Origin of the sequence: Moritella sp. 36, from assembly GCF_018219415.1 — a bacterium.
In the GTDB taxonomy this organism is placed as follows: Bacteria; Pseudomonadota; Gammaproteobacteria; order Enterobacterales; family Moritellaceae; genus Moritella.
On sequence record NZ_CP056120.1, the window covers coordinates 1 to 24,849 of the forward strand.

The 24,849-nt window shown below is 39.9% G+C and carries 20 protein-coding genes; 10 read left to right on the top strand and 10 right to left on the bottom strand.

Annotated elements, in window-relative coordinates; all coding sequences use genetic code 11:
- Genes dnaA through gyrB form a run of 4 tightly spaced genes read left to right on the top strand, consistent with a single transcriptional unit; the run spans position 1 to position 6,032 of the window.
- Positions 1–1,383, top strand: a complete 1,383-nt coding sequence (gene dnaA, locus HWV03_RS00005; RefSeq protein ID WP_045112335.1) for a chromosomal replication initiator protein DnaA — start codon at positions 1–3, stop codon at positions 1,381–1,383.
- Positions 1,384–1,398: 15 nt separating this feature from the next.
- Complete coding sequence (gene dnaN, locus HWV03_RS00010) at positions 1,399–2,499, top strand: DNA polymerase III subunit beta (protein WP_211677978.1); 1,101 nt, start codon at positions 1,399–1,401, stop codon at positions 2,497–2,499.
- Positions 2,500–2,505: 6 nt separating this feature from the next.
- Positions 2,506–3,591 (top strand): DNA replication/repair protein RecF, encoded by a 1,086-nt coding sequence (gene recF / locus HWV03_RS00015; protein WP_211677979.1) that lies wholly within the window; start codon positions 2,506–2,508, stop codon positions 3,589–3,591.
- 23 nt (positions 3,592–3,614) lie between these two features.
- Positions 3,615–6,032, top strand: a complete 2,418-nt coding sequence (gyrB, locus tag HWV03_RS00020; RefSeq protein ID WP_211677980.1) for a DNA topoisomerase (ATP-hydrolyzing) subunit B — start codon at positions 3,615–3,617, stop codon at positions 6,030–6,032.
- A 120-nt stretch (positions 6,033–6,152) separates the two neighbouring features.
- On the opposite strand, the gene HWV03_RS00025 is transcribed toward gyrB, so the two are convergent.
- Positions 6,153–7,430 carry a valine--pyruvate transaminase gene (locus tag HWV03_RS00025; protein WP_211677981.1) on the bottom strand — a complete coding sequence of 426 codons (1,278 nt, stop codon included), beginning with the start codon at positions 7,428–7,430 and terminating at the stop codon, positions 6,153–6,155.
- Between the two features lie 335 nt (positions 7,431–7,765).
- Between HWV03_RS00025 and HWV03_RS00030 the strand changes: the two genes are divergently transcribed.
- Positions 7,766–9,385 carry an AAA family ATPase gene (locus HWV03_RS00030; RefSeq protein ID WP_211677982.1) on the top strand — a complete coding sequence of 540 codons (1,620 nt, stop codon included), beginning with the start codon at positions 7,766–7,768 and terminating at the stop codon, positions 9,383–9,385.
- 5 nt (positions 9,386–9,390) lie between these two features.
- Positions 9,391–10,800 (top strand): hypothetical protein, encoded by a 1,410-nt coding sequence (locus HWV03_RS00035; protein WP_211677983.1) that lies wholly within the window; start codon positions 9,391–9,393, stop codon positions 10,798–10,800.
- 148 nt (positions 10,801–10,948) lie between these two features.
- On the opposite strand, the gene glyS is transcribed toward HWV03_RS00035, so the two are convergent.
- The 3 genes from glyS to tusA form a co-directional block, all read right to left on the bottom strand.
- A complete protein-coding gene (gene glyS / locus HWV03_RS00040) occupies positions 10,949–13,021 on the bottom strand; it encodes a glycine--tRNA ligase subunit beta (RefSeq protein ID WP_211677984.1) in 2,073 nt (690 codons plus the stop codon).
- Between the two features lie 8 nt (positions 13,022–13,029).
- Positions 13,030–13,941 carry a glycine--tRNA ligase subunit alpha gene (glyQ, locus tag HWV03_RS00045; RefSeq protein WP_045112710.1) on the bottom strand — a complete coding sequence of 304 codons (912 nt, stop codon included), beginning with the start codon at positions 13,939–13,941 and terminating at the stop codon, positions 13,030–13,032.
- Positions 13,942–14,145: 204 nt separating this feature from the next.
- Entirely contained in the window at positions 14,146–14,394 is a 249-nt protein-coding gene (gene tusA / locus HWV03_RS00050) for a sulfurtransferase TusA (RefSeq protein WP_211673540.1), read from the bottom strand.
- Between the two features lie 153 nt (positions 14,395–14,547).
- Between tusA and HWV03_RS00055 the strand changes: the two genes are divergently transcribed.
- The 3 genes from HWV03_RS00055 (at position 14,548) to bfr (HWV03_RS00065) (ending at position 15,852) form a co-directional block, all read left to right on the top strand.
- Positions 14,548–14,751, top strand: a complete 204-nt coding sequence (locus tag HWV03_RS00055) for a hypothetical protein (protein WP_211673541.1) — start codon at positions 14,548–14,550, stop codon at positions 14,749–14,751.
- Between the two features lie 119 nt (positions 14,752–14,870).
- Complete coding sequence (bfr, locus tag HWV03_RS00060) at positions 14,871–15,344, top strand: bacterioferritin (RefSeq protein WP_211679924.1); 474 nt, start codon at positions 14,871–14,873, stop codon at positions 15,342–15,344.
- A gap of 40 nt (positions 15,345–15,384) precedes the next feature.
- Positions 15,385–15,852: a bacterioferritin gene (gene bfr, locus HWV03_RS00065; protein ID WP_045112324.1), complete on the top strand. Its 468-nt coding sequence runs from the start codon at positions 15,385–15,387 to the stop codon at positions 15,850–15,852.
- On the opposite strand, the gene HWV03_RS00070 is transcribed toward bfr (HWV03_RS00065), so the two are convergent.
- Together HWV03_RS00070 and HWV03_RS00075 are read right to left on the bottom strand one after the other, a co-directional pair.
- Positions 15,849–16,043, bottom strand: coding sequence for a (2Fe-2S)-binding protein (locus HWV03_RS00070; RefSeq protein ID WP_211677985.1), 195 nt, complete (start codon positions 16,041–16,043; stop codon positions 15,849–15,851). The two genes, bfr (HWV03_RS00065) and HWV03_RS00070, sit on opposite strands and share 4 nt — an antisense overlap.
- 64 nt (positions 16,044–16,107) lie before the next feature.
- The gene (locus HWV03_RS00075) at positions 16,108–17,085 is read right to left on the bottom strand and encodes a GlxA family transcriptional regulator (RefSeq protein WP_211677986.1); all 978 of its coding nucleotides are present in this window, start codon (positions 17,083–17,085) and stop codon (positions 16,108–16,110) included.
- Positions 17,086–17,276: 191 nt separating this feature from the next.
- On the opposite strand from HWV03_RS00075, the gene HWV03_RS00080 reads away from it, so the two are divergent.
- Complete coding sequence (locus HWV03_RS00080) at positions 17,277–19,127, top strand: beta-ketoacyl synthase (protein ID WP_211677987.1); 1,851 nt, start codon at positions 17,277–17,279, stop codon at positions 19,125–19,127.
- Positions 19,128–19,132: 5 nt separating this feature from the next.
- Here the strand turns inward: HWV03_RS00080 and yccS are convergent, their stop codons facing one another.
- From yccS to HWV03_RS00100, 4 genes are read right to left on the bottom strand one after another with little or no spacing between them, the layout of a single operon-like run.
- The gene (gene yccS, locus HWV03_RS00085) at positions 19,133–21,310 is read right to left on the bottom strand and encodes a YccS family putative transporter (protein ID WP_211677988.1); all 2,178 of its coding nucleotides are present in this window, start codon (positions 21,308–21,310) and stop codon (positions 19,133–19,135) included.
- A gap of 45 nt (positions 21,311–21,355) precedes the next feature.
- Positions 21,356–22,624 (bottom strand): ABC transporter substrate-binding protein, encoded by a 1,269-nt coding sequence (locus HWV03_RS00090; protein WP_211677989.1) that lies wholly within the window; start codon positions 22,622–22,624, stop codon positions 21,356–21,358.
- Positions 22,625–22,626: 2 nt separating this feature from the next.
- The gene (locus HWV03_RS00095) at positions 22,627–24,090 is read right to left on the bottom strand and encodes an ATP-binding protein (RefSeq protein ID WP_211677990.1); all 1,464 of its coding nucleotides are present in this window, start codon (positions 24,088–24,090) and stop codon (positions 22,627–22,629) included.
- Positions 24,080–24,793 (bottom strand): response regulator, encoded by a 714-nt coding sequence (locus HWV03_RS00100; RefSeq protein ID WP_211677991.1) that lies wholly within the window; start codon positions 24,791–24,793, stop codon positions 24,080–24,082. The genes HWV03_RS00095 and HWV03_RS00100 overlap by 11 nt, the downstream gene beginning before the upstream one ends.
- Positions 24,794–24,849 lie beyond the last annotated feature (56 nt).

Consider the following 24,849-nt stretch of genomic DNA (forward strand, 5'->3'; position numbering starts at 1 on the left):
GTGTCCGTTTCTCTTTGGCAGCAGTGCCTTTCGCGCTTACAAAATGAGCTTTCTTCTACTGAATTCAGTATGTGGTTACGCCCACTGAAAGCTGAACTTACCGACAGTACTCTCACCTTGTATGCTCCGAATCGTTTTGTACTTGATTGGGTTCGAGACAAATACCTTAATTCAATTACGGCATTATTCGATGAGTTTTGTGGTGCCGATGCACCTATCTTACGTTTTGATATTGGTGGTAAAGCGACGAAGGTAACACAAACGACTACCAAGGTTGATCGTGTAGTTACTCAAAAAGTGATCTCAAGACCAGCACTGGACCCGTGGGAATCTAGCTCGCCACAGCAGCCGACAATTAATCACCGTAGCAATGTGAATTTAACGTATACGTTCGACAACTTTGTTGAAGGTAAGTCAAACCAATTAGCACGTGCAGCTGCACAGCAGGTAGCGAGTAATCCGGGTGGTGCTTATAATCCGTTATTTCTATACGGTGGCACAGGTTTAGGTAAAACGCATTTATTACACGCAGTTGGTAATGGTATTAAAGCGCAAAAACCTAATGCCAAAGTGATCTATATGCACTCTGAGCGTTTTGTTCAGGACATGGTTAAAGCATTACAGAACAATGCCATTGAAGCGTTCAAAAATTATTACCGCAGTGTTGATGCATTATTGATTGATGACATTCAATTTTTTGCTAAGAAAGAACGTTCACAAGAAGAATTTTTTCATACTTTTAATGCCTTACTTGAAGGTAACCAACAGATTATTTTAACTTCCGATCGTTATCCAAAAGAGATTGATGGTGTTGAAGATAGATTGAAATCTCGTTTTGGTTGGGGTTTAACTATTGCCATTGAACCACCAGAATTGGAAACTCGTGTTGCCATCTTAATGCGTAAAGCGGTTGAAAGTAACATTCATTTACCCGATGAAGTAGCGTTCTTTATTGCCAAACGTTTACGTTCGAATGTACGTGAGCTGGAAGGGGCATTGAATCGAGTTATCGCGAATGCTAACTTTACGGGTCGTGCTATTAATATTGACTTTGTCCGAGAGGCATTACGTGATTTATTAGCACTGCAAGAAAAACTGGTGACCATTGATAATATTCAAAAGACAGTTGCAGAATATTATAAGATTAAAATCGCCGATTTGTTGTCGAAGCGTCGTAGTCGTTCTGTTGCCAGACCACGTCAAGTCGCGATGGCATTAGCCAAAGAATTAACCAATCACAGCTTACCGGAAATTGGTGATGCGTTTGGTGGCCGTGACCATACCACTGTATTACATGCTTGTCGTAAAATAGTGCAACTGAAAGAAGAAAATCACGATATTAAAGAAGATTATTCGAATTTGATCAGAACACTATCGTCGTAAAAAAGGTTATATTAAATGCAGTTTACAATTAATCGCGAAGCATTATTACGACCGCTACAGTTGGTATCGGGTGCCTTGGGTAACCGTCCAACTTTACCGATCTTAGGTAATGTATTACTTGATGCCAAAGATGGTAAATTATCGTTAACGGGTACTGATCTGGAAGTCGAGTTAATTGGTCAAGTTAGTCTTGAAGGTGAGTTCAGTGAAGGCCGTACTACCGTGCCTGCGAAAAAATTCCTCGATATATGTCGAGGGTTACCTGATGGTGCACAAATTCAAGTCAATTATGCGAATGATCGTATTGTGGTGAAATCAGGACGTAGCCGTTTTTCTTTATCAACGTTACCTGCAACAGAATTTCCAAATATTGAAGATTGGGATAACGATATTGAATTTGAACTGCTGCAAGGTTCATTACGTCGATTGATTGATAATACCCAGTTCTCAATGGCAAGTCAGGATGTACGTTATTATCTTAACGGTATGTTATTTGAAACTGAAGGTAATGTGCTACGAACTGTCGCCACCGATGGCCACCGCCTAGCTGTCGCAAGTTGTCAGCATGATGCTAATCTCGCGCAGCAGCAAGTTATCGTACCGCGTAAAGGTGTACTTGAATTAGTGCGCTTGTTAGACAGTGAAGAAGACATGGTTAAGATTCAGTTAGGGAGTAATAACATTCGTGCTATCACCGGCGGTTTTGTTTTTACTTGTAAATTGGTTGATGGTCGTTTTCCTGATTACCGTCGGGTATTACCAAAAAATGCCGATAAGATGTTAATATCTGGTCGTGAAGAATTGAAACAAGCCTTCTCACGTGCCGCTATTTTATCGAATGAAAAATTCCGTGGTGTGCGTCTGAATATGAACCAAGGTCTACTTAAGATCACGGCCAATAACCCAGAGCAAGAAGAAGCTGAAGAGTTACTTGATGTTGAGTTTGGCTACGATGAGTTAGAGATTAGCTTTAACGTAAGTTATGTATTAGACGTATTAAACACGCTTAAATGTGACAAAGTTAAAATGTCATTACTAGATGCTAACAGCAGTGCCTTGATTGAAGATGAACAATCTGATCAAGCATTGTATGTTGTTATGCCAATGCGGTTATAAGTTTAGATGGGACTGGTTAAGCTAAATATCACCGATTTTAGAAATATTCAACAAGTATCCATGCAACCGGGTGTGGGTGTTAATATTATTCTCGGTGAGAATGGCAGTGGTAAATCAAGTGTACTTGAAGCGATTCATTACTTGGGGTTAGGGCGTTCTTTTCGAACTCACTTAACCAGTCGCGTTGTAAAACATGGTGAGAAGGATTTCATTTTATTTTCGCAATGTCAGCAGCGATTAAACGATGAGCAGATCACTACTATCGGGTTAAAGAAATCAAAAAACAGTGATACAGAATTAAAAATTGCCGGACAAAAAGCAGAACGGTTGGCAGAATTACCCGGCATATTACCATTACAATTAATTCATCCTGAAAGTTTTACCTTACTTTCAAGTGGTCCTAAATTACGTCGACAATTTGTTGATTGGGGCGTGTTCCACGTGGAACCTGAATTTTTTGCGACATGGGCAAAGTTGACGCGATTATTAAAACAGCGTAATGCTATTTTAAAATCGGGCAAGCGTTATGCTGAGCTAGCATATTGGGATAAGGAGTTTGCAGTTCAAGGGACTATTATTGCGCAGATGCGCAGTCGTTATCTTGAACAGCTTAATCCGATAATTAAATCTGCCTTGGCAGACTTCTTACCCGAGTATGAATTTGATATTCGCTATTATCAAGGATGGGATAGTGGTATCGAGTTAGCTGAATTATTAAAACAAAATTTTATGCGTGATCAACAGTTAGGTTACACTAGCTTAGGTCCGCAAAAAGCGGATATCCGAATTAGAGCGAACGGAGTACCGGCACACGATATTTTATCAAGAGGTCAACTTAAATTGGCTGTGTGCGCAATGCGATTAAGTCAGGGACTTTTTTTAAGTCAGCATAGCAATAAGCGATGCACTTTTTTAATCGATGACTTTTCCTCAGAGCTTGATGACAGTAAACGGAAGTTGCTGGCGCAGTATCTGATTGAGAGTAAGGCTCAAGTATTTGTTACGGCTATTGAGAAAAGTCAGGTAACAGCTCTTTTAACAGAAAGCTGTAAAATGTTTCACGTGGAACATGGCAAATTAATTGAATTTTAAATATAAAGGCGCGAGAGCTAACTATGTCTGAAAATAATTACGACTCTTCAAGTATTAAAGTACTGAAAGGCTTGGACGCGGTGCGTAAGCGCCCCGGTATGTATATTGGTGATACTGATGATGGTTCAGGTTTGCACCACATGGTATTTGAGGTTGTAGATAACTCTATCGATGAAGCATTAGCGGGTCATTGTACTGATGTTGTAGTAACGATACACGAAGATGGTTCTGTATCTGTTAGTGATGACGGTCGTGGTATTCCGGTTGATATTCATGAAGAAGAGGGTGTTTCTGCTGCCGAAGTTATTTTAACGGTACTGCATGCCGGTGGTAAATTCGATGATAATTCATATAAAGTATCTGGTGGTTTACACGGTGTAGGTGTTTCTGTTGTAAATGCATTATCAGAAAAATTAGAATTAACCATTCATCGCCACGGTCATATCCATCAGCAAATTTATCGTCATGGTGAACCACAAGCGCCGATCGCTGTGATTGGTGATATTGATACAACGGGTACTGAATTACGCTTTTGGCCTAGTCATGAGACTTTCACCAATACATTATTTCATTATGATATTTTAGCAAAACGTTTACGTGAGTTATCTTTCCTAAATTCAGGTGTTTCAATTAAATTAATTGATGAACGTGAAGACGGAAAATCGGATCATTTCGTTTATGAAGGTGGTATCAAGGCATTTGTTGATTACTTAAACGTTAACAAAACACCAATCAACAAAGACGCATTTCACTTCTCTGTTGAACGTGAAGATGGAATTACTGTTGAAGTTGCTATGCAGTGGAACGATGGTTTCCAAGAAGGCATTTATTGCTTTACTAATAATATTCCACAACGCGATGGTGGTACTCACCTTGCAGGTTTCCGTGGTGCATTAACGCGTACGTTAAACAACTACATGGAAAAAGAAGGCTTCTTGAAAAAAGCCAAGTCGTCGACTGCTACTGGTGATGATGCCCGTGAAGGTCTAACTGCTGTTATTTCTGTGAAGGTACCTGATCCTAAGTTCTCTTCACAAACTAAAGATAAATTAGTGTCTTCAGAAGTTAAATCTGCTGTAGAACAAGCTATGGGTGAAAAGCTAGCTGAATACTTGCTAGAGAATCCGAAAGAAGCATCAACGGTTGTGACTAAAATTATCGATGCATCACGTGCGCGTGAAGCTGCACGTAAAGCACGTGAAATGACACGTCGTAAAGGTGCGTTAGATTTAGCTGGTCTGCCTGGTAAACTTGCGGATTGTCAGGAAAAAGATCCTGCACTTTCTGAACTTTATATTGTGGAAGGTGACTCTGCTGGCGGTTCTGCCAAGCAGGGGCGTAATCGTAAAAACCAAGCAATTCTACCGTTGAAAGGTAAGATCTTAAACGTAGAAAAAGCACGTTTTGATAAAATGTTATCATCACAAGAAGTTGCAACATTAATTACTGCAATGGGTTGTGGTATTGGCCGTGATGAATATAACCCGGATAAAACGCGTTATCATCAAATCATTATCATGACCGATGCCGACGTCGATGGTTCACATATCCGTACGTTATTGCTGACTTTTTTCTTCCGTCAAATGCCAGAGCTTATTGAGCGTGGTTACATTTATATTGCACAACCACCGCTTTATAAAATGAAAAAAGGTAAACAAGAACGCTATATCAAAGATGATGCAGACTTAACACAATACCTAACGACAATTGCACTCGACGGTGCTGGTCTATTTGTTAACTCTGATGCACCTGCAATTCAAGGCGCAGCGTTAGAAGAATTAGTGAATGGCTACCGTAAAATTGAACGTTTGATGGCTAAATTAAACCGTAGCTTACCAAAAGTGTTCACTAACGAAATGATCTATCAATCAGTATTAACAGCTGAGATGTTAACTGATGAAGCGTCAACAACGGTATGGGCTGAAGCATTGGTGGCAACACTGACAGCGAAAGAGGTGACTGGTACCTTATATTCTGTACGTGTTGTACAAGATGAAGAAAGCCAATTATTCTATCCTGTGTTTTCTGTTCGTCAGCATGGTCTAGATACTGATTATGACTTTACGCCTGGCTTCTTTAACTCAAAAGAGTACGCAACTATTACTGGTTTAGGTATCGCGAATTTGCTTGAAGAAGGCGCTTATATTAAGCGTGGAGAGAAGAGCCGTGAAGTAACGGATTTTGTTGAAGCGCTAAACTGGTTAATGGCTGAATCAAAACGTGGTAGCTACATCCAACGTTATAAAGGTCTAGGTGAAATGAATCCTAGTCAGTTATGGGAAACAACTATGGATCCTGAAACGCGTCGTATGTTGCAAGTGCGTATTGAAGATGCTGTTGCAGCCGATCAATTATTCACAACCTTAATGGGTGATCATGTTGAACCGCGTCGTGAATTTATCGAAGAAAATGCATTAAAAGTAGCTAACTTAGATTTCTAATCTCGCTATATTGAATGTATTAAAAAGGAGCCTAGTGGCTCCTTTTTTGTATCTGTTGATTTTTTATTTAATAATTCAGATAAGTACAGTAACCGTTTACTGCAAACTTATTCTATAAGATTAAGCGGTTGCTGTACTTATTACTACCATTTCAGCGTAAGCTTTTTGTACTTCTTCGGCAATTATCTTGATCCCTCGTTGTACTGCCTCATCTGGCTGCGAATAGTTCATGCGGATACATTCATCGGTATGACGCCATTCTTCATCGAGACCAGGAAAGAAATGATGACCCGATACAATGAGAACTCCACGTGTTTTTAAGCGCTCATACAGTTCTTGGCTGCTGATAGGCAGGTCTTTGAACCATAACCATAAGAAGATTGCGCCTTCCGGTTTATGAATTCGGAAGCGTTCATCAGTAATACTGTCTTGTAACCAAGTCACGGCTTGCTGTGCTTTGGTATAATAGTAAGGCTTGATCACATTCTCACTTAAGCTAATGACGTCACCAGACTCAACAAGGTTTTGTGCCAGCATTGGCCCTAAGCTACCAGGTGCTAAGTTAATAATACCGCTTAAGTTCGAAATTGCGGAGATGACTTCTTCATTACCAATCACGATACCGCAACGGGTGCCAGGTAAGCCGAGTTTTGAAAGACTCATACATAAGATGGTATTGTCGTTGTAAATTGGTTCTACTGGCTCAAATATAATATTTGGAAACGGTGTGCCATAAGCGTTATCTATCAGTAGGGGGATATTATGCTGTTTTGCCAGTGCATCAAGACGTTGTATTTCTTCATCGGTTAATACATTACCGGTTGGATTAGTTGGGCGCGATACACAGATTAAACCAATATCATCGGTAATATGGAGGTTGTCAAAATCAACATGGTATTTAAATAAACCACCATCGAGTAATTCAATCTTAGGCTTCACCGTCTCAAAAAAGTCATCGCTTAGTGCTGTGTCTGTATAACCTATGTATTCTGGAGCTAATGGAAACAATACCTTTTTTTTCTTATTACCGGAAAAATCACCTGCGAATAAGTTGAATAGGTAGAAGAAGGCATTTTGGCTGCCATTAGTTAGGGCTATGTTTTTATCGGTTAATTCCCAGCCGTAGGTTTTATTTAATAATGTAGCAAGTGCTGTGGTGAAACTGTTCTTTCCTTGTGGACCATCGTAGTTAGACATTGCTGCAACTAGATCACCACTGCTTAATAATTGTTGTGCTTCACTGTTAAAGCGCCTCAGCATCTCAGGGATTTGAGCAGGGTTACCACCTCCGAGCATGATGACATCATCACCGCTGCGAATACCTTCATTTAGATCATGCATTAGCTGCGTGATCCCCGAGAATTGAGTAAATCTTTGACCAAACAATGAGAATTCCATATCAGCACTTCTTGTAATTATTTAAAGGGTAAACAACCAACATAGCTGAACTTGACACGGTTGTCGATAGTACGAGAGATGCAAATTTATTTTTCTTACTGGGAATGTTTCACGTGAAAGATAAGGGTTTTAATACTATCGACATTGGCAATGTTCCACGTGGAACATCATTTAAAAAAAGGCTGTGCTTATAGCCAAAAGTACTGAATATCAAAGCTGTAATAATAAAAAAAACACTCTACTCATTATGTATTTATTGTCCGCGACAGATAAGGTAAGGTTGAACTCCAAGATTACAATAATAGCCTTTAAAGAGGCAGGAAGAGCTTATTCCTATGCAAAGAAATTTGTTATCAGAACGTATTGAAACACTAATAGATCATCTTTCTTATGGTATTTATGAACGTAGAGATGCCATAAGATTATGTTTATTAGCCGCCTTAAGTGGTGAAAGTGTGTTTTTATTAGGGCCGCCGGGTATTGCTAAAAGTTTGATTGCGAAACGTATGATTGAAATTTTTGAAGATGAAAGTTACTTCGAATATTTAATGACGCGATTTTCAACACCTGAAGAGATCTTTGGCCCACTATCAATTAAGGCGCTGAAGGATGAAGGTAAATATGTACGCTTAACGAAAGGTTACTTACCAGAAGCTGAAGTAGTGTTTCTCGATGAGATTTGGAAAGCGGGACCTGCGATCTTAAATACCTTATTAACCGTAATTAATGAGCGTACCTTCCATAATGGTATTGAACATCAAAAAGTACCTATGCGGGTTATTGTTTCGGCATCAAATGAATTACCGAGTGCTGATTCAGGCTTGGAAGCCTTGTATGATCGTATGTTACTACGTCTATATTTAGAGCCTATTCAAGATAAGCGTAATTTCAAAGCGATGTTGATTCAGAAACCATTACGCCAAACAAACGATAAGATCGTAAAAGTGAGTAATGATGAGTTCGAACTTTGGCAAAACGAGATTAATCAAGTACGTCTCAGTGAGCATTGTTTTGAGATAATTTACGAGCTTAAGTTATTTTTAGAGCAACGTAATACCAGTGGTGAGATGATTGTTGAACCCGTTTATGTCTCTGATCGTCGTTGGAAAAAATCAATGCGTCTGTTACAAGCTTGTGCTTATTTTAATGGTCGTGATGAAGTAACAGAAACCGATTTATTTATTCTTAAAGATTGTATTTGGCATGACCTGGAATCGCGAGATGTCATTATCGAAGCCACTCACCAATTTGCCAGTAAACGTTTCTGTGACCAAGATGAAGTGAATTCTGCGTTAGCGAGTATCAAGAATCGATTGATTAAACTTGATGCTGAGTTTATTGATCGCTTTGCAACTCGTTTGATCTCTGATGTGCTATTAACCAAATTACGCTATAAGTTAGATCGTGAATTTGTGCGCAAGTCGAGTCTGAATGGTATTCCGGGTTTATGTAAGATTGCATTATTGGGTGAGTACGATGTATTAGAGCAGGGCTCACAAGAAACCGCAAAGTGGGTACATGTTGGTTTGGATGATTTCCAAAAACAGATAAGAACAGGCTCTTGTTTAGTAAAAGGCTATGTGAATGATCACCGTAACGATGTTTGGTTAAACTTTTCTGTCGATGCTAATCAGCATTTACAAGTCCAAAACTTTGCCAATAAGAGTATTCCGGTTGCTGTTATAGTTTCGGATGTTACGCTGAATATTGATGAAAACTGGTTACAACCTCTAGCTGAAATAGATAAAGAGATCTCGTTGATAGCGGATAAGTTGAAGAAAAGCCAGCGAGAGTTTAGCTTAACGAACCATAATATTTTTGTCAGTGATGACTTTATGGATGATGTTGCAACCAGTCTTGGTTCATTATCATTAGAGCTGAATAATTTAGTGCAGCATAAAGCGTCGCTATTAGATCGTTTGAATGCCATTGCACGTTTGTTTGAACAAGGCTAATAGGCATGGCTAAGTCTTATAATCAAAACCCAGCTATTCGACAATTAGTTGATGATGCTCTGTTAGATATTACTGCTAATAATCGGGTAACCAGTGAGATTAAACTGGCTTACATCAGCGATTGGAAGCATCAGGTCACGGCCTTATTAGCGGATATGCCATTACCTGCTGGTTTGAGCAATGAGGTCCATTTGTGCGAGACGGCAAGATTATTGAGTCCGAGTGACTTTAGAAATAAAGTTGAAGGTATTCTGAGTAAGATAAAAGCCGACTCGTCATTTTATCAAACTGGATTAACTATCTATCAGCAAAATAGAAATATGCAGGATGATGTGTTCTTTGCCGTTTTTTTAGATAGCTGGCAGCAAGTAATTGAGTTAATGATGTATCAAGAACAAAACCGTTTAATCGAAGAAAAGCGGGAACAGTTATTGATCGAATTAGCCGAGCGTGAAGAAACTATTGAACAATTAGAAGGTGTGCTCGACAGTGATTTATTGTGCAATGGTGAACGTCTATGGGATCTGGCTAAAGGTAAGTTGACCCATTTAGATACCAAGTTGCTGCAACGTTATGCTGCTAATTTACGTAAGAACAAAGAAGTTAAACAAATTGCCTCTGAGCTCGGACGTATGGCGCTTGCACACATTAATCCGGAAGAAACACCTAACAGTTATGAAACCTGGGTATTGGATAATAGCTATCAAGATAATGTTCCAGATGATATGCAAGGCGTTACCTACAGTGATGAAATCTCACGGATGCTGCAAACCGAAGCGGTTAACTTAACGTTTCCTGAGTTAGAGATCATCTTTTATAAACGCTATGTAGAGCGCCACTTATTGACTTATCAGTATCAAGGCGCGCTGCAACAGTATAAAAAAATAACCCAGTATCGTGATATTACCGATGCTGATGAGCAAATAGGCGGGCCTTTTATTATCTGTGTTGATAGCTCAACATCGATGCAAGGCTTTCCTGAACTGACTGCCAAATCGATTTGTTATGCTTTGCTACAAGTTGCATTTGAGCAACGACGTCAATGCTACTTGATGATGTTTTCTAATGAAGTGATCACCTTTCCAGTAACGCAAAGTACCAGCTTATCGACGATGCTAACTTTCTTGTCATCAAGCTTTCGTGGTGGTACAGACCTGCAACCTGTAATCGAAAAGTCACTTGAATTGATGAGTTCGGCACAATATAAAAATGCGGATACTTTAGTTATTTCTGATTTTATAGCACAGAAGTTACCAACGTATTTGGCAGATAAAGTACGTGCAATTAAAGCACAGAAAAATCGTTATCATGCTATTTCATTATCACCGCAAGGTAATCCTGAGTTGATGAAAATATTTGATCACGTTTGGCGTTATTCAGCGGGTTTAACAGGGCGGTTGAAGAAAGTAAAATAGCCGATGTTCCACGTGGAACATGTTCGATATTATTTGTGATTTTGTTACCTGTTACAATATTTATTTTGATCTTGTCATCGAGATAATAAAAAAGCCAGCATCATAGATACTGGCTTTTTTTATTGCGATTACAAATTCTAATTAAGGTTTACTTCTGTAATACAGAAATATCCGCTACATTTAAAAATTGGTTACGCAGTGTATTTAGTAATGTTAGGCGGTTAATTTTAAGTGCTTCATCATCAGCCATTACCATTACGTTGTCGAAGAATGTATCTACAACTTCACGTAGTTCGGATAACTCTGTTAATGCTTGTTGGTAATCACCGGCTGCAAATAATGGCGCAAGTAATTCCACTTTAGCATCAACTGCAGAAGCCAATGCTTTTTCAGCATCTTCTTGAAGCAGTGATGTATCAACCGCTGAGTTTAGTTCACCTTCAAACTTAGCTAGGATATTACCAACACGTTTGTTCGCTGCTGCTAATGTTGCAGAAGCATCTAAACCACGGAAGTGATTCACAGCTTTAACACGCTTATCAAAATCAGCTGGCTGCGTTGGACGACGAGCAAGTACTGCTTGGATAACATCAACGCTGATACCAGCATCTTTGTACCATGCAGGGAAACGACCAAGTACGAATGCAACAACATCTGTTGATACGTTTTCGTTTGATAGCTTGTCACCAAATAGTGCTTTTGCAGTATCAACTAAATCAATAAGATCTAAAGACAGGTCTTTTTCGATAATGATACGTAGTGTACCAATCGCAGCACGACGAAGTGCGAACGGGTCTTTATCACCTTTAGGGATTTGACCAATACCGAAGATACCAACTAATGTATCTAGTTTGTCAGCAAGAGCTACTGAACAAGCAACAAGCGATTCAGGTAAACGGTCACCGGCATAACGAGGCATATACTGCTCGTTAAGTGCTATTGCCACTTCTTCTGCTTCACCGTCGTTGCGGGCATAATGCATGCCCATAACACCTTGTACGTCAGGGAATTCTACAACCATGTCTGACATTAAGTCTGCTTTAGCCAATAGACCTGCGCGTTGTGCGTGCTCAGTATTTGCAGAAATTTTACCAGCAATAGCCGCTGCTAAATCTGCAATGCGTTGTGATTTCTCTTTTAACGTACCCAGTTGTTTTTGGAATAAAACAGTTTCTAGATCAGCAAGACGACTTTCTAAAGTACGCTTCTTATCAGTGTTAAAGAAGAATTCTGCATCTGCTAGGCGAGGGCGTACAACTTTTTCGTTACCTTCAATTACTTGTCTAACATCTTTACTGATGATGTTTGACACAAAGATAAACTTAGGTAAAAGGTCACCACCTTTACTTAGCATTGGGAAGTACTTTTGGTTGTCTTTCATCGTATAGATCAAAGCTTCCGCTGGTACGTCTAGGTAACGTTCTTCAAAGTTACCTACTAATGTAACTGGCCATTCTACTAGTGATGTTACTTCTTCAAGTAGGTCCTCTTCGATTTCAGCAACACCGCCATGTTCTTCTGCTACAGCCATCACTTGTTTACGGATAACATCTTTACGACGTTCGTAATCAACCATTACCATGCCGTGATCTTCAAGTAGATCCACATAGTTGTCAGCGTGCGGTAATTCGAAATCTCCTTTACCTAGGAAACGGTGACCACGAATAGTTCGTGCCGCTTTAATACCTAAGATTTCGCCTTCAAGGGCTTCTGCACCAAATAACATCGTAATTGTATGTACTGGACGAATGAATTGAATTGGGCTAGAACCCCAACGCATCGGCTTGCTAACAGGTAGCTTAGCCAAAGACGTCGCAACCATGTCGGCTACAAGAGCTTGTGTTGGTTGGCCTTTGACTTCTGACTTATGAAGTAGCCATTCGCCTTTGTCTGTTTTAATTCGACCAGCTTGCTCAACAGTAATACCATTACCGCGTGCCCAACCTTGAGCCGCTTTCGTTGCATTTCCGTCGGCATCAAATGCAACAGAAATCGCAGGACCGCGTTTTTCAATTACTTTGTCAGCTTGAGAGTCTGCAAGCGCTGTTACTGTTAATGCTAAACGACGTGGTGCTGCCATCCAGTTAACGTCAGCAAATTCTAAACCTGATTTGTCTAGCTCAGCTTGGAAGTTTGCCGCAAATGCTTCTGCTAATGTGCGTAACGATTTTGGTGGTAATTCTTCAGTACCAATCTCGATTAATAAATTTTCAGTTGCCATGCTACTTCCTATTTGTCTTTTTTACATAGCGGGAAGCCTAGCGCTTCACGAGATGCGTAATACGCTTCAGCAACACCTTTAGAAAGGGTACGGATACGTAAAATATAGCGTTGACGCTCAGTCACAGAGATTGCATGACGTGCATCTAGCATATTAAATGCGTGGCCAGCATCAAGAATACGTTCGTATGCTGGTAGCGGTAGTGGCACTTCTAAATCCAATAGCTTTTGCGCTTCTTTTTCACTTTCATCAAAGAGAGTAAATAGGAAATCAACATTTGCATGCTCGAAGTTGTAAGTAGACTGCTCAACTTCATTTTGGTGGAAAATATCACCATACTTAACAGTGCCTAGAGGACCGTCTGTCCACACTAAGTCATATACGCTGTCTACTTCTTGGATGTACATAGCAAGACGTTCAAGACCGTAAGTCATTTCGCCTGTAACTGGTTTACATTCAAGACCACCAACTGCTTGGAAGTATGTAAACTGCGATACTTCCATACCGTTTAGCCAGATTTCCCAACCTAGACCCCAGGCACCCAATGTTGGGTTTTCCCAGTTGTCTTCAACGAAGCGGATGTCGTGAACCAATGGATCAAGACCAACTTCTTTCAGCGAGTCCAAGTATAATTCTTGGATATTAGCTGGTGATGGTTTGAGCACTACTTGAAACTGGTAGTAGTGTTGTAAACGGTTTGGATTTTCACCATAACGGCCATCAGTTGGACGACGCGATGGTTGAACGTAAGCATAAGCCATTGGCTCTGGACCTAATGAGCGTAAAAACGTCATTGGGTGAGAGGTGCCGGCACCTACTTCCATATCGAATGGTTGTACAATCGCACAACCTTGACGAGCCCAGTAATCCTGCAGTGCTAGGATCAGCCCTTGAAAGGTTTTAACATTATATTTTGACATGATATCTGCACAATAAAGCAAAGAAATAATCATTAAAGTATACCTGCTGCGCAGATATGAATATAGGATAAATTACAATATTTCGTATTGTTAGTGTGGTTTTTTCAGGTATTCGAGCTAGGTTAGCAAGGGTTCGGCAGAAAATCTGGCTAGGGATAGAGGGCTCGCGAATATGCAGTGTTAATATTCGCGTATATTGAGTGACTAATTTACACCTTTTTTGATCAGGTATTGATACGGTAGGTGCTCTGTCTGGCTAGCCACTAGGGTGTGATCCATAAACTGGCAGAAACTTGGGATATCACGTACTGTCGCGGGGTCGTCTGCAAGTATCAATAACGTTTGACCATCCTCTAGTTTTCTCACTGTTTTTCTTACCATCATTACAGGTTCTGGACAGCGTAAACCGAGGGCATCTAGTTCATGTTCTGGATCGGAAAATAATGGGTTCATCAGGCTTTCTCTATGTGGTCAATATACGTTAATAGACTAATATTAGTGAGTGATCGTAATTACATATTGGTAAATTACCAATATGTTGTTAAATTGTTAATGAACGCGAGACATCATTTTGCGCTCTTAAGTAACCATCAACAAGGAGTGTGTATGTTACTACAAGCCAGTGGCAGACTAAAAGTATATTCTTCAATCGCTTTTTTTGCTTTATTAATCATGCTTATGGAAGTTCCTATTGCTGATACCGGTACGTGGCTAGGGGTGCTGAGTATTGTTGGGATAGCAGTTTGGGTGGAATTAAGTGATTATTTTGTTGAAGAAGATAAAGCCAAACACGACGATGATAAAGAATAAATTCACAGAGGGCGATCGCCCTCTGTCTTGTTATCTAACTCGTAATTCCCTACCTTGTAATGGTAAAACTGTGATTGTTATCTAAGCTTAACTCTACTACCTGTTTATTGGAGTTTATGATGAAAGGCAACAGTAAGGTTATCGCGACCCTTAATGGGTTATTACACAATGAATTAGCAGCAATTGATCAATATTTCACTCACTCTCGAATGTATCAGGATTGGGGATTAGAAAAATTATATGAACGGATCAGCCATGAAATGGAAGAAGAAATTACGCATGCTGACGCGCTCATTAAACGTATTCTATTTCTTGAAGGTCGGCCGAATTTAAAAGATCGCCGGGACCTATTAATTGGCAATGATGTTACTAGTATGCTGACTAATGATCTGGTTCTGGAACTGGAGGTTGTTGGCGGATTACGTGCTGGCATTAAAGTGTGCGAGGAGGAAGGTGATTATCAAACCCGAGAAGTATTGTTGCCATTACTCGCTGATACTGAAGAAGATCATGTTTACTGGTTAGAGCAGCAGTTAGGTTTGATTAAAAAAATCAGTTTATCTAATTATATCCAGTCGCACATGGGCTCTTAATTCTTATCGTATTACCACATTCATCGTTCAGGAGGCGATTATGCAAGGAAATACAAATATCATCATGTTATTAAATAAGGCATTAGGTTGTAAGCTGGTTGCGATCAATCAATATTTTTTACATGCCAGAATGTATAAAAATTGGGGGCTAGAGGGCTTGGATAAAGCGGACTACAAACAGTCTATTTTAAAAATGAAGCAGGCTGATAAACTTATTAATCGTATTTTATTTTTGCAGGGGTTACCTAATTTACAGGACTTAGGGCGTTTAGCTATCGGTGAAGAGGCTGCTGAAATGATTCAATTGAATATTGAGCTAGAGCTGAGTATTCGCGTGGTACTACAAACCTTGATTGAAGAGTGTGAAAAAAGCAATGATTTTGTCAGTCGTGATATAGCTACGGAGATCTTAGAAGAAGTTGAAGAACAAATTGACTGGATCGAGAGTCAGCAATATCTGATCGGCCATGAGGGCTTAGACAACTATTTACAATCTCAATGTAGTTAGGCTACCTGTGGCTGTTGTTGTGCTTGCTTGAGTCTAGTTTGGTTTAATACCTTCTTGGCACATTGACAGCACTTGCCACATTGATTACCAATACCAAGCTCAGTACTTAATTCTTTCATTGTTGTTGCACCTTCATCAATGCTTTTTATCAGCTGTTTATCGGTAATACCGCGACAAATACATACGTACATAAATAACCAGTTTGGGCTTGAATTTATGATGATGTTAATATGAATGAGAATGATTATCAAGCCGTCAAACGGCGAAAACTTTGGCTTTCACCATGTCTCGGTATTGTTTTGGAGCCATATCAAAGTGTTGCTGGAATTTTTTTTTGAAATAATATGCATCACGAAAACCAACTTGTTCTGCAACATCGCAGATCGTTAAGCCAAAATCCCGTAATAGCACTTGTGCGGTCTCTAATCTCAGAGTTAACAGAAACTGATTTGGGGTTTGTCCTACTTGTTCTTTGAAGCGGCGATTGAAGGTGCGTAGCGGTAACTGACAAACATCGGCGATCATTTGATTGGTAATGCTATTTGCCATGTTACGTTGCATCCAATCTTGTGCGAGGGCAACCGATTCATCAAATTGTACTTGGCCACCAACTTGGTAGAAAGGCTGTTGTTGAGTGCGTGATATTTCATGGGAAAAATGATTTTCAATCACACTCGCGATCTTTTTTCCAAACATGTCGTTAATTAAAAACAGCATCATTTCCGATTGTGAGTTAATACTACCAGCACAATATAAGCCATTCGCGGCAGTTATGGAGGCTTGACGATTGAGTTTTACTTGTGGGTACTGTTGACTAAATTGATCGTAAAAATACCAGTGTGTTGTGGCTGGTAATCCATCAAGTAATCCCGCTTCAGCCAACCAACAAACACCTGTGCCAGTAGAGAGTATCTTTGCACCGCTATTATATTGCTGATGTAACCAAGGTAATATTTCTGGGTGTTTAATGATTGAAACTAATGGATTTCCCCACATAGGTGGAAATATGACTAAATCAAACTCTTGCTCACAGGAAAAGGTCAAGTCGGGTTGTAAACGAAGTCCCGCTGTCAGAGGTTTAGCGGTTAAACTACTAGAAATTAATTTTATTTCTAGTGGGTCTTGATGTTGGGTTTTTCTATCGCGCAAGCGTGATGCGCCTGATAACATTTCTGCTGCTAAGGAAATACCAGTAACTAACGCTTTATCATAAAGTACAAACCCAATTTTCATATCAAACTCCAATTCTGTAGCAATCTAAACTTAGTATATCTATTTATTTATTACACTGTGTCCGATCTTTATAGGTAAATAGTCTGTAGTGGCACATTCGTCAGGGTTAATGGCACGGATGAAAGTGTATTGTTAGTATAACTTGCTAGACTATCTAGCAATAGCTGAGATTCGAATTGAGATGTAATAAAATGGCAAAGTTACCGTTAATTGTTGGTTTAGGTGGAATGAATGCAGCTGGACGTAGTTCTGGTTTCCACAGTTATAAGCGTCTAGTGTGTGATGTTCTGAAAGAAGATGTCATGGGCAGTACTTGGCAAGACCTCGCGCAGCGTATGGGATTAGATACTCACGATATTAATACTGACATTATTGCCCAGATTAAAGCGGGTACGTTAGTGCGCCGTACCACTACATTTGTTCCTGAAGCAGTGCCTTTTCAGCGTAAAGCTAAATTAGCGCCAAGTGCAGCGCCAATCACATTTCAATTGAAAAAGTCTAAATTACCACAGACCATTCCAGCTAATTGGTCACTTACCGACGTTGATAATAAAACAGTTGAAGTGACTATAGAAGGTGACTTTGAGGCGTTAATTCATGACACCATTACTTACCCAGTATCAAGTGCCGGTAATATTCCAACGGGCTTTGATTTAGATAAATTATACAATTCACGTTCGCATCCTCGCGGTTTAAAACTAACGGTTTATGGAGCCTCTGATGCGCTTAATTCATTAGGTGTTGATTGGGATGAAATTCTCAAATTAATTAATCCTGATGAAGTATCTGTCTATGCGGGAAGTGCACTCGGTCAAGTCGATGAAAATTCATTTGGTGGTATGCTTTCAGCTTATTTTAAAGGCGGTCGTGTTAGTACCAAAATGATGGCTATGGCACTAGCTGAAATGCCTGCAGATTTCATTAATAGTTATGTGATCAACAGTGCTGGTACTACTGGCACCAACATGGGGGCTTGTGCGAGTTTCTTATATAACTTGCGTCAAGGTATGTTAGACATTCAGTCAGGTAAATCAAAAGTTGCGATAGTGGGTAACGCTGAAGCACCTGTTGAAACAGGGGTTATGGAAGGTTTTCGTGTGATGGGCGCGTTAGCTGAAGATGATCAGTTAAAAGCATTGGATAACAGTGATTTTGTTGATAATCGCCGTGCTTGTCGTCCATTTTCATCCAACGCTGGATTTACGATGGCTGAATCGGCACAATTTGTGGTGTTGATGGATGATGAACTTGCATTAGAGTTAGGTGTATCTATTTATGGTTCTGTTGCCGATGTGTTTATTAATGCTGATGCCAATAAGAAATCCATTTCAGCGCCAGGAATTGGTAACTATGTGACTGTCGCAAAAGCCACCGCATTAGCGAAAGCAATTTTAGGCGAAGCTGGTTTACAACATACTTTTGTACAGGCGCATGGTACCGGAACACCACAAAACCGCGTGACTGAAAGCCATATTTTGAGTGAAGTCGCGACCAGTTTTAATATTAAAAGCTGGCCTGTGACGGCAATTAAATCTTATGTCGGTCATTCTATGGGCGCGGCTGCAGGTGATCAATTAGTCGCTTCACTCGGTGTTTGGCAGCATGGCTGGATCCCTGGGATTAAAACCATTGATCATATTGCCGGTGACGTACATCAGGCCAATTTAAATATCTTAACTGACCACAAGTTTGTTGGTGATAAAGGTCAAGAAATGAAAGCGGTGATCCTGAATGCTAAAGGCTTTGGTGGTAACAATGCCAGTGGTTTGGTGTTATCACCTCAGCAAACATTAACCATGCTCGAAGCTAAATACGGTAAGTCGGTAGTAAGCGCTTATCATGAAAAAAATAATAAGATCCAAAAAACGGCTCAAACTAATGATAACAAGGCTTGCTTTGGCGATGAAAATATCCGTTATGAATTTGGCAATGCGGTGATTGACGAAAGCGGTGTTAATATAACTACTGAAGAAGTGCGTTTACAAGGCTTTGTAAACGCCATCAAGTTAGCTCAAATTAATCCGTACCACGATTATAGCTAATACATTCATGACTCTTGCACGTTACTGCGTGCAGGAGTATCTGAAACGTGATTCATCTCATTAGCCATTATTTGCAACTCTTCAGTAATTTTTGCTATTTGTTTCAGCTTCTGAATTAATAATAGCGTATGTTTATTATCATCATTTTTATAGCGTTTGAGTAATGTCTCAAGCTCACTAATATAAATATTATCGTCATTGATTGGCGACAAAATAGTGTTTTTCGTTTGTGCTAAAGCCCGGATAATCATTTGCTCCACTAAGCGTAGGTCTTGCTGTAATCTCACATCAATAATCTTATTTCTGTGTACGCCTAATGCAGATAATTCCGATAACATGGCATGGTTACGACGAGATATATCGTAAACATGATTCAGTTTATGCCGTTTATCGTTAGGCTCAACTTGCATGTCTTTCCAAGAGGCGGTCAAGTAGCTATCTGCTACATAGGCTTTACGGCGCGAAACGCGATACGGTAATTCATTGTTTTTCCCTGAGACATATTGATTAATTATCTCGTGAAAGTAAGCCTGATTAGCGGTGAACGCTTCGACCAAGTACTTAGGGAATTGCTTATATTGCCAGTTTGGCAGTACTAACTTAGCCAGTAGGTAGGCAATACTACAACCCGTTAAGGTATCTATTATACGCGGAATCGTAACGATATAACCCTGTTGGTAAAGTACGTTAAAGGCCAGTAATACCAGTAATGTTATATAGGTAACCGCGCGACTGTAATTTTTACGTAAATAATAAAAGAACAAAAATGCCGATATTGCCAATAATAACAACTGACTACGTTCTGTCGGGAATAGGTAGAGTAAAATAGCTCCGATGATGATACCCATCAACGTACCTGAGATACGCTGTTTTAATTTAAGTCGAGTTGCACTGTAACTGGGCTGAAGTACAAATAATGTCGTCAACACCACCCAATAGCCATGTAGCTCAGAAGCAAAAATAATCCCTATCCCTAATGCGATACCTATAGTTAAGCGAATGGCATGGCGGAACACTGGGCTGGATAAGTGTAATGCGTTAGTGAGTTGTTGCTTTATTGATAATAGCTCACGTGGCGCCATGACTAAGAATTCATGCTGACTTGTGGGCTCGCTATTAATTAATAGCTCATCAGCCTTGCGCAAATTACGAAATAATAATTTTAGCGGACCAAAGAGTGGCCATTCCACAGACTTTTCTAATGTCAGCAATTCTTGTTTTAAAATAGCTAATGACCAAGTCAGGCCATTATCATGATCATAAGCTTGCTTGTATAGCGTTGCATTAGCTCTTTCTTTACAAGCACTGGCCAGTTGTTTTAACACCTGCTCAAACCCGCTGATAATCAAATTGTTATTTAAATTACGCTTTAGTGAATCATAATGAAAATGGCTAGATGTCATTTTTTCATGGAGTTCTTGCGCTTCTTGATAAAGGTGTATCAAGTGCTGAAGTTCATGAGATAGACTTCTATCCATATGATAGTCAATGTTGGTGCGACATGCCGACATTGCATTGACGATATTAATATTCAACGTCGATAAAGTATGGCGAATGGTTTTATGATCATGTTTTTTTTGTGAGAAAAATTTGGCTTTTTCTTGTTGGTATAAACCCAGTGAAAAATAAATGTCAGCTAATTGCTCTCTGATCGGGTTATATAAAGTTACCTTAAGCAGTACTGTCGAGATAATAAAATACCAAGCCGCACCGGCAATAAGAAGTAAAGAATAAGGATTAAATGCGAATTCAGTAGTGAGTACCGCTGCGGATTCAGCATCATGGCTTAGTCCTAGCATGGTATAAACTGCAATCATCAAAGTCGCAAAACTGATGGTGACATAGCGTTTACCTAAGGAACCAAGAATGATGATCGCAAAACTAAATAAACAACTGCCAATTAAAAAAAATAAAGGATAAGGGAATAGAAGGCTGACTAATAATGAAGAGACTGCAAAGCAAAGTAACGCCAGTAAACTATTAATAATACGCTGCTTAATACTGTCATCACCTTCTGAAATTACCGCGGCCACAATGCCGAGTACGGCAGTGACTGAAAAGGCCGATAATTCGAGAAAATAGCCTGGGATCAATAAGGTTATTGATGCTAAAAATGCTTTTAGCGCAATAAAAAAATTACTGTTGGCTGTTAAATAAGTCAGCTTTCGCCATTGCTGTAGCATGCGTGATTAGTCCCTTATAAAAATAGCGTTTACGTTGTTCGTGTTTTACTGTGCTGCTTTAATGGCATTGGCGAGTTGTACTACAGCCACTTCATTAGTAATACTTTTATCATAAATAAAACTACTGATTACCCTTGTTATTGCTGACTGTACATAGGTTGTCGTTGCCATTGCCTGAGAAAAGGTCGGCACTAAGGTGTTGTCTCGGGTTGCTTGTTGATAGTCTTGGTATGACTGCTGCGTACAAGCATTAAAACTACCCTTATCAGTGGTATCAATAATCGGCAGTGAACCTTTTTTGGCGTTAAAGTCACGCTGTAATTCCGGTGTTAATATGATACTTGCTAGGGTGTTTTGCGCTTGTTTTACTTCTGATGATACACTTTTTAATTTAAAAAAAGCAAAACTATCAATGTTATAGCTAAAGATACCTTCAGTGCCAGGGAAGGGAATACAGCGGATCTTGGTATTTAATTTCTGCTTTTCTTGGAGTAATTTACCTGCTACCCAATCACCCATGATTTGTATTGCTGCTTGGTCTTCAATTAAGAGTTTAGTGGATTGTTCCCAAGTTCTATTTTTGGCATTTACGTCGATGAATAGCGATATAGTACGTAATTTAGCAAAGGCTCGGATCATTTTCGGTGATGCTAATACTTGTGGATTAAGTTCGACAAAAGCCTTTTTATATTGTTCTGCTCCTAAAATGGATAAACTGATCGACTCAAATAAAATTGCATCAGCCCAAGGTTCAGATGTATGAGCTATCGGTAAGTAACCTGCGGCTTCAAGCTGTGGTAATGTAGTGATCAGTTCCGCGAGATCACGAGGAATTGCAATATTTGCTTTGTTAAAAATTGTTTCATTGAACCATAACCAATTAATACGATGAATATTAATCGGTACTGCTACGTAATGCCCTTGGTATTTCATCACTGGCTTAATAAACTCTGGGAGCTTGGCATCCCATTGTTCTTGTTTAGCAATGTCGTCTAATGAGGTTAGAAACCCAAGTTTTGCCCATTCTTGAATATTATGGCCTTTAATTAACGCCGCTGTCGGTGGATTACCTGATACAGCTCGCGAACGTAATACCGTTAAGGCTGTATTACCACCGCCACCTTTAATGGCAAAGTCGAGCCAGGTATTATCGGTTTCTTCGACTTTACTTTGCAGCTCACTGAGCGCATCTAGTTCACCACCAGATGTCCACCAATGTAATACTTCTACTTGGCTTGCTGTTACAGGGGAAGTGAATAAAACACTCAGTAGTATAAAGAGTCGTTGGATGCGATTACTGATGATGGTGCTCATTATTATATCCGTGATGATGGTTTATGCGGGAGTCGTAAGATCACTTTTAATCCTGAATTTTCTCGATTGTGTAAGGTGAGTGTACCGCCATGGGCACTCGCTATACTGCGAGCAATACTTAAACCTAACCCTGAGCCATCGCTATCTTGAGCTATACGTGTATAAGGTGTAAAAATATCTTCTAACATATCTTCAGGAATACCTGGGCCTGAATCAATCAGACAAATGACGATGTGCTCTTGCTGTTGTTCGACGATAAGGTGTAAGAACGCGCCATATTTTATTCCATTTTCAACCAGGTTAGTTAAGCAGCGTTTTATAGCAAGGGGTTTTCCATAATAGCGAGCGCTCACCTTTGGAAATGCGAAAGTAACTTTTTCTGTGCTGCTATTATGATGTTCCGTGATCTCATACAGTAATTCTTGGATATCAATGGGTGCACTGTTTTCGTGAATATCGGTATCTTTCACACATTGTAGTGCGCCTTTAACCATCATTTCTAATTGGTCCAGATCATTATTGAATTTCGCTGTTTTTGCATCGTCATTGAGTAACTCTGCCCGTAAGCGCAATCGCGTGATAGGGGTTTTTAAATCGTGAGAGATAGAACGAAATAAACGTTCTCGATCGTCAATATAGCGCTTTATTCGCAAGTGCATACGGTTAAATGCTTTAGTGGCAATCACTAATTCCGATGCGCCTTTTTCTTCAAGCAGAGGTTGGTCTAAATCTTGGCTTAATGTCGCAGCTGCGGCCGCCAGTTTTTTAAGTGGTTTGGTTTGCCAGCGCACTAATATGTAGATCATCCACATTAAATTAGCGGTAATAAGAAAGATGAAAAACAATTGATCATTACTTACTAATTTATCATTTAGGGATACATAAGGTGCTGGTAGCAATGCGGCGATATATAGCCACTCATCAGGTGCGAACATCATTTGTATCACTAACACGGGGGGGTTTAACGGCTCTAGCGTGAGTGAGTAGTGTGCCCAAGATCGGGGCAATTCGGATAACAGAGTATTGTTGTTTAATACGTGTAAAGTTTTGGGGTGAGAAAACTCTGTTTTAATGACGATATTATTACCTAGTTTATCTCCTAGCACACGCTGAAATTCATCGAGTACCACACGTTTCATTTCACTGTCGGCTACGGGGTCGATATGAATTTCGACTTCATTTAATGATACAAAATAGCGGCTGCCACCAAAATCGCGTAACTGTTCTAATACGATATGACGATATTGTAAGGGTAAGGAATTGAAGAAGGTCGCGGTTGAGGCTATATTTTGAGCCATGCTTTCCGCGGTATTTTTTAATCCTTCGAGTTCTTTATCTTTACTAAAATTATACCAAATACTGGTTGAAATTAACTGCGCGGTGGCGATTGATAACAGTGTCAGTAATAACATTCTAGAGACTAAAGAGCTGGGTAGCTGGCGGTAAATATACTCTTTAATCGTCATAAGAGACTTCGGTGATCAATACATAACCACGTCCACGGATGGTTTTAATTAAGGTCGGACTTTTACTATTATCCCCTAGTTTTTGACGTAATCGACTAAGTTGTATATCGATGCCTCGCTCAAGGGGCAGTGCTTCTCGACCACGAGTCGCATCCGAAAGGGCATCACGACTTAGTACTTGATTTGGGTTCGTCACAAACAGTTTTAGCATATTGAATTCACTGCCAGACAGTTCTGTTGTACTGCTATTACGTTGATTAATTAATTGGCGTGTTAATGTATCAAGCTTCCAATGAGCAAACATAAAATAGCGGCCTTGGGTTGGCTTGGTGTAACTTGAACGGCGCAATAAGGCTTTGATTCTCGCTAGTAATTCTCGAGGACTAAAAGGTTTCGCCATGTAATCATCTGCGCCAATTTCTAAGCCGACAATGCGATCAGCTTCATCTGAATTAGCCGTTAACATGATGATCGGTACTTGTGATGTTCGGCGGATTTTTTGGCACAAGGTAAAACCATCATCACCTGGCATCATTACATCTAAGACAATCAGATCGGGCGTATTGGTGGCTAAGACGCGTTGCATTTCTTTGCCTTCACCGGCTGTCAGCACTGAAAATCCAGCTTGATCGAGGTATTCACTGAGTAACTCTTTGATCTCAACGTCATCGTCAACTACTAATATTTGCTTTTTGGTGCTCATGCCCAGTCCATTATTTACATTGCGAATGTGTATTGAACCGCTTGGAGGGGGAAATT

Bases quoted from the DNA above. Each gene is read 5' to 3' on its own strand.
- HWV03_RS00095 (WP_211677990.1), bottom strand. From the start codon at position 24,090: ATGACGATTAAAGAGTATATTTACCGCCAGCTACCCAGCTCTTTAGTC.
- HWV03_RS00055 (WP_211673541.1), top strand. From the start codon at position 14,548: ATGTTACTACAAGCCAGTGGCAGACTAAAAGTATATTCTTCAATCGCT.
- gyrB (WP_211677980.1), top strand. From the start codon at position 3,615: ATGTCTGAAAATAATTACGACTCTTCAAGTATTAAAGTACTGAAAGGC.
- HWV03_RS00070 (WP_211677985.1), bottom strand. From the start codon at position 16,043: ATGTACGTATGTATTTGTCGCGGTATTACCGATAAACAGCTGATAAAA.
- HWV03_RS00100 (WP_211677991.1), bottom strand. From the start codon at position 24,793: ATGAGCACCAAAAAGCAAATATTAGTAGTTGACGATGACGTTGAGATC.
- HWV03_RS00090 (WP_211677989.1), bottom strand. From the start codon at position 22,624: ATGAGCACCATCATCAGTAATCGCATCCAACGACTCTTTATACTACTG.
- HWV03_RS00075 (WP_211677986.1), bottom strand. From the start codon at position 17,085: ATGAAAATTGGGTTTGTACTTTATGATAAAGCGTTAGTTACTGGTATT.
- dnaN (WP_211677978.1), top strand. From the start codon at position 1,399: ATGCAGTTTACAATTAATCGCGAAGCATTATTACGACCGCTACAGTTG.
- bfr (WP_211679924.1), top strand. From the start codon at position 14,871: ATGAAAGGCAACAGTAAGGTTATCGCGACCCTTAATGGGTTATTACAC.
- recF (WP_211677979.1), top strand. From the start codon at position 2,506: ATGGGACTGGTTAAGCTAAATATCACCGATTTTAGAAATATTCAACAA.
- HWV03_RS00080 (WP_211677987.1), top strand. From the start codon at position 17,277: ATGGCAAAGTTACCGTTAATTGTTGGTTTAGGTGGAATGAATGCAGCT.
- glyQ (WP_045112710.1), bottom strand. From the start codon at position 13,941: ATGTCAAAATATAATGTTAAAACCTTTCAAGGGCTGATCCTAGCACTG.
- bfr (WP_045112324.1), top strand. From the start codon at position 15,385: ATGCAAGGAAATACAAATATCATCATGTTATTAAATAAGGCATTAGGT.
- tusA (WP_211673540.1), bottom strand. From the start codon at position 14,394: ATGAACCCATTATTTTCCGATCCAGAACATGAACTAGATGCCCTCGGT.
- HWV03_RS00025 (WP_211677981.1), bottom strand. From the start codon at position 7,430: ATGGAATTCTCATTGTTTGGTCAAAGATTTACTCAATTCTCGGGGATC.
- HWV03_RS00035 (WP_211677983.1), top strand. From the start codon at position 9,391: ATGGCTAAGTCTTATAATCAAAACCCAGCTATTCGACAATTAGTTGAT.
- HWV03_RS00030 (WP_211677982.1), top strand. From the start codon at position 7,766: ATGCAAAGAAATTTGTTATCAGAACGTATTGAAACACTAATAGATCAT.
- glyS (WP_211677984.1), bottom strand. From the start codon at position 13,021: ATGGCAACTGAAAATTTATTAATCGAGATTGGTACTGAAGAATTACCA.
- yccS (WP_211677988.1), bottom strand. From the start codon at position 21,310: ATGCTACAGCAATGGCGAAAGCTGACTTATTTAACAGCCAACAGTAAT.